A 4,568-nucleotide genomic window follows, 5' to 3' on the forward strand; every position below is an offset into this window, starting at 1 on the left:
ACGTTTACCCAGCCTGTTTTCATAGATCCACCGTTATTGGCATCTAGGTAGTACCATCTATCATTATCTTTCAGCCAACCTGTCTTCATCACACCAATTTTATTTGGGTCTGAATCTGTATCTAAATAATAGTATTTTCCTTCTACGTTTACCCAGCCTGTTTTCATAGATCCACCGTTATTGGCATCTAGGTAGTACCATCTATCATTATCTTTCAGCCAGCCTGTTTTTTTTACACCATTTTCAAAGTAGAACCATGTTCCATTTCCATCTTTTACCCAACCACTCTGTTCAGTAGCTTGCATATTTTGAGCTGTTTCAGCTGAACTTACAATTGGTTGAATGCTCAAGCCAAGAGTTGTCGCTAATGTAAGTGCTGCAATTTGTTTTTTCATAATTTTAATAACCTCCTAGATTTATAAATAGATATATTGATGAATTAGTTTTTAGGTAATACATATATTTTAACTGTTTGTCTTCCCCAATTACTTGATTCCTGTTTTGAAGGAATAAATACATCTATTTTATTACCTTTAATAGCGCCACCAGTATCTCTAGCTTCAGCTATTCCATAACCCTCGACGTAAACTTTTGATCCAAGAGGAATAACTGACGGGTCTACTGCAATAACTTTCAAGTTAGGATTAGCAGTTAAATCATCTCCCATTTTTGTATATACATGTTGTCCAGGCTTATAACCATTTTCTGCTGGATCATTTGTATATGCTGTTGCCGTTACTGTTAATTCACGAGTATTTATCCATTGACCATTATCCTTGAAATAATTCATTTTTCCATCCGTTCTATTCCATCCTGTTACCATTGCTCCACCGTTATTAGCATCTAAGTAATACCATTGATCATTTTCTTGGAACCAACCTGTTTTCATTGAACCATCTGCACTTCCATCCAGATAGTACCATTTATCATTATCCTTTACCCAACCTGTCTTCATCACACCAATTTTATTTGGGTCTGAATCTGTATCTAAATAATAGTATTTTCCTTCTACGTTTACCCAGCCTGTTTTCATAGATCCACCGTTATTGGCATCTAGGTAGTACCATCTATCATTATCTTTCAGCCAGCCTGTTTTTTTTACACCATTTTCAAAGTAGAACCATGTTCCATTTCCATCTTTTACCCAACCACTCTGTTCAGTAGCTTGCATATTTTGAGCTGTTTCGGCTGAACTTACAATTGGCTGAATGCTCAAGCCGAGAGTCGTTGCTAACGTAAATGCTGCAATCTGTTTTTTCATATTTTCATTGCCCCCTATAGATATTTTTTCAGAGATCTACTATACAAAAAAGTTATAATATATTTATGTAATTTAACATTTATAGTAGATTCATATAATAAAGTGAATAAAACGCTTATTATATTATTAATTTTGTTTTTAAAATCTGTAGAAATCACCCCATTTATATGTAAAAGCTTAACTTCAATTTAAGATGTGGTGAATCTTTATACCCTCATTATAGTAAGCGCTTACATTTATAACAATATATTTCCATATGCAATATTGCATATTTATACGTTTAGACAAAAATTAGACCTCTATTAGTCATTCCTTAATGGTATCATAGCGAGGTGAGAGTCTTTAAGGGTTCTCCTTAATAGGAGGAAACGATATATGGAAAGAATGCAAGTGATTGATAGTAATCTGAAACTCAAGAGCTGGGTTAAACATGTATTAGCTATAGGCGGAATGTTAGGTTTCTTCTATTTGATGTTATATGTTTGTAGTTACTTAATTGTTATGTAAATATATACAGCTATACTAGTGGAGTCTTTCCTACAGAGGTAAGGCTCTTTTGTTGTATCTGAGGTGAATTTTTTTGGAGGTACTCCAAAATATTAGGTTGATGGGCATGTTGATAGTAAACTAATATTCAAAAGTTTACTTTCAAAACATAAAAAGAATCCTGGGATTCCAGCATTCTTTTTGATAAATTAACAAGATATATTATTTAATTATTGAAAAGGAACGTTGTATATAAACCATGTTCCTTTTTTTTTATACATATGGAATTGAATGTCTTTACCTCTCCATCGGGGCATATTAATAACTGCGGAATCCTTGTAATCTTCGTTTATTATTACAGATGATCTTGCAAATCTAAAAGATGATAGAATTGTTTTATGAAATTCGGGTGCTTCTTTTAAAAATTGTTTCTTTTCCTCGGTCATTTTTTCATCATTTTTATAGAAAAGATAAGTTATTTCATAATTTTTTTCTTGTATTGAATGTAGATATAATCTTACTATTGTTTTAGGTTTTTGCTCTTTTAGTGTATAAATATCTTGGGATTTTTGTAATTTATCATATAACTTTTGTTCTGTATGATTTAAATCTGCTAAATAAGGTGAAAGAGGAAATACAAACCAAAGAATAATGATTACTAAAATTAATAAACCTATTTTTTTCTTATTCATTAAAAGTCTCTCATTCCACATATTGACAATATAAGAATATTTTAATATATATAATGCGGTTTTGCTAGGCTTTTTATTACAAATAGATTTTCTTTGTTTGTCTTTTAGTATTTACAGTTTTGAATAAGATTAATTATTTTGATGAATGTAAATGTCACTTTACCCATAAGTTGGCCGTGTGTTAATTATTAACCCATAAGCTGGCCATTAGTTTATGCGAAATTTTATACATATGGAGTAAAGGAAATAAAGAAAATGATTGTTTTTAACCACTGATATAATGGGATGAATAAGAAACTGCATACGTAGGTGAATAGGATGTTTCACGAATATTAATTAGTCGGGGATTGTTGATAAGGAGAACTTCTGATAATGAGACGTTATGTCAACCTAACATGTATAGGATATACACTGTTCCTTATTCAACTAAATGACAGTAGAAGGTTTCAAGTAAGTTAATAGAGAAAATTGTTGGTATGAGAGTTTAGAAAGGGGAATTTAATAAATGGTTAAAATTAAAGACTCATGGTTTACAGTAAATCAAATAGATAATACAACTTTCGCTATTAGTGAGTATGGACATTGGGAACAAGTTCACTCTTATTTATTAATTGGCGAGGAGAAAGCTGCATTAATTGATACGGGTCTTGGGATTGATAACATAAAAAGGATTACAGACCAGCTTACAAATTTACCGATTATTGTTTTAACAACACATGTCCATTGGGATCATATTGGAAGTCATGGTGAATTTAAGAATATTTATGTACATAAGGATGAAGAAGACTGGCTGGTCAATGGTATTAAGAAACTTTCTATCGAACAAATCAGAAAAGATGTAAGTCGTGATATTACAATACCTACACCAAAAACGTTTAATCCAGATACCTATAAACCCTTTCAGGGTAATCCTACAGGTTTGTTAAATGATGGTGATAAAATAGAGATAGGCAATAGAAAATTAACTATCTACCATACTCCAGGACATTCTCCGGGACATATTTCAATTTTAGATAATAGTAAAGGTTATTTATTTACAGGTGATTTGCTTTATGATGAGACTCCAGTGTATGCTTTTTTCCCAACGACCAACCCTGTGGATTTAACGCAATCGTTAAAGAAAATATCCAACATTCTCAATGTTAAGAAGATTTATGGAGGACATAATACAATAGGTCTTGATGCAAGCCTTTTACAAGAAGTGGGAAATGCAGTTGAAGAACTTAAAGAAAAAGATCAAGTAAGATTCGGAACTGGAATTCATAAATTCAAAGGATTTAGTTTGCAATTTTAATTATGTTTATTAAACTAATTGGGGCTTTAATTGAGCAAGAAACTAAAAACTTTTAACTTCCTCTTTTGAATTTCACGTCAACTAGCATCTCTTACGAGGGACTAGTTGTTATTTTTGTTGTATACATATTAGAAGCATAGGTTGGCCAAGTTGATCAAAACGGCCATCTTATGCTTCTTGTTACAGTAAATTTATATTCAAAAGCTTACTTTCGTATTTATAAAAAATAAAAAGCACTTTTTAACGATGTATAAGTGCTTTTAGGTTGGTATTAATTATGTAGTTTTATAATTTTTATTTTTTAAATCTAACCAATTCATTATCAAAACAAAGAAAAATCCTATTGCACATATACTCTTTAACCAGTTAAAGGTATGATCTGTTATAAACTCTGAAAATGCTTGAATACTATAAGTGACAAATAAAATTCCAAATATGCACATGTTGAATTTTAATATTTTTAAACTTTGCATAATGTTCACCTCGGTCTTCGGATTAAGATATAATCATTATTATATCTAGATTATTTGTTTAAAGAAATAGAATTTGTAGTGTATAGAATTTTTAATTAGTCTATATTATTGTATTTACAATGATATTTAAAAGTAAACTTCTATCTAAAAGTTTACATTCATATTCAAAATAAGTTAAAAGCACTTTTTAATGTTTTAAAAGTTCTTTTAACTTGATGTTGATGTAACGGAATCTCAAGTATGTAGGAATTTAAAAAAGTCCCTTAATAAGGCTAAAGGAACTTTGCTCACACAAATGATCTGCACATCAATTCACTTTTGATATACAGATCATTTGTATGATAATTTTTATAAATAATTGC

At 30.5% G+C, this 4,568-nt stretch carries 4 protein-coding genes and 1 pseudogene; 2 read left to right on the top strand and 3 right to left on the bottom strand.

Features of this window, described 5'->3' with window-relative positions; all coding sequences use genetic code 11:
- A pseudogene (locus JDS80_RS30215) lies at positions 1–395 on the bottom strand (NlpC/P60 family protein); the annotation flags it as partial.
- Positions 396–439: 44 nt separating this feature from the next.
- Positions 440–1,261, bottom strand: coding sequence for a 3D domain-containing protein (locus JDS80_RS30220; protein ID WP_199640763.1), 822 nt, complete (start codon positions 1,259–1,261; stop codon positions 440–442).
- Between the two features lie 375 nt (positions 1,262–1,636).
- On the opposite strand from JDS80_RS30220, the gene JDS80_RS32035 reads away from it, so the two are divergent.
- Positions 1,637–1,768 (top strand): hypothetical protein, encoded by a 132-nt coding sequence (locus JDS80_RS32035; RefSeq protein WP_274605856.1) that lies wholly within the window; start codon positions 1,637–1,639, stop codon positions 1,766–1,768.
- Positions 1,769–1,977: 209 nt separating this feature from the next.
- Here the strand turns inward: JDS80_RS32035 and JDS80_RS30225 are convergent, their stop codons facing one another.
- Positions 1,978–2,439 (bottom strand): hypothetical protein, encoded by a 462-nt coding sequence (locus tag JDS80_RS30225; protein ID WP_199640764.1) that lies wholly within the window; start codon positions 2,437–2,439, stop codon positions 1,978–1,980.
- 505 nt (positions 2,440–2,944) lie between these two features.
- On the opposite strand from JDS80_RS30225, the gene JDS80_RS30230 reads away from it, so the two are divergent.
- A complete protein-coding gene (locus tag JDS80_RS30230; RefSeq protein ID WP_199640765.1) occupies positions 2,945–3,733 on the top strand; it encodes an MBL fold metallo-hydrolase in 789 nt (262 codons plus the stop codon).
- The last annotated feature ends 835 nt before the right edge of the window (positions 3,734–4,568 follow it).

Origin of the sequence: Bacillus cereus group sp. N8 (assembly GCF_016483685.1) — a bacterium.
Taxonomy (GTDB): Bacteria; Bacillota; Bacilli; order Bacillales; family Bacillaceae_G; genus Bacillus_A; species Bacillus_A proteolyticus.

Coding starts and splice junctions, on each gene's coding strand:
- JDS80_RS30220 (WP_199640763.1), bottom strand. CDS start 1,261: ATGAAAAAACAGATTGCAGCATTTACGTTAGCAACGACTCTCGGCTTG.
- JDS80_RS32035 (WP_274605856.1), top strand. CDS start 1,637: ATGGAAAGAATGCAAGTGATTGATAGTAATCTGAAACTCAAGAGCTGG.
- JDS80_RS30225 (WP_199640764.1), bottom strand. CDS start 2,439: ATGAATAAGAAAAAAATAGGTTTATTAATTTTAGTAATCATTATTCTT.
- JDS80_RS30230 (WP_199640765.1), top strand. CDS start 2,945: ATGGTTAAAATTAAAGACTCATGGTTTACAGTAAATCAAATAGATAAT.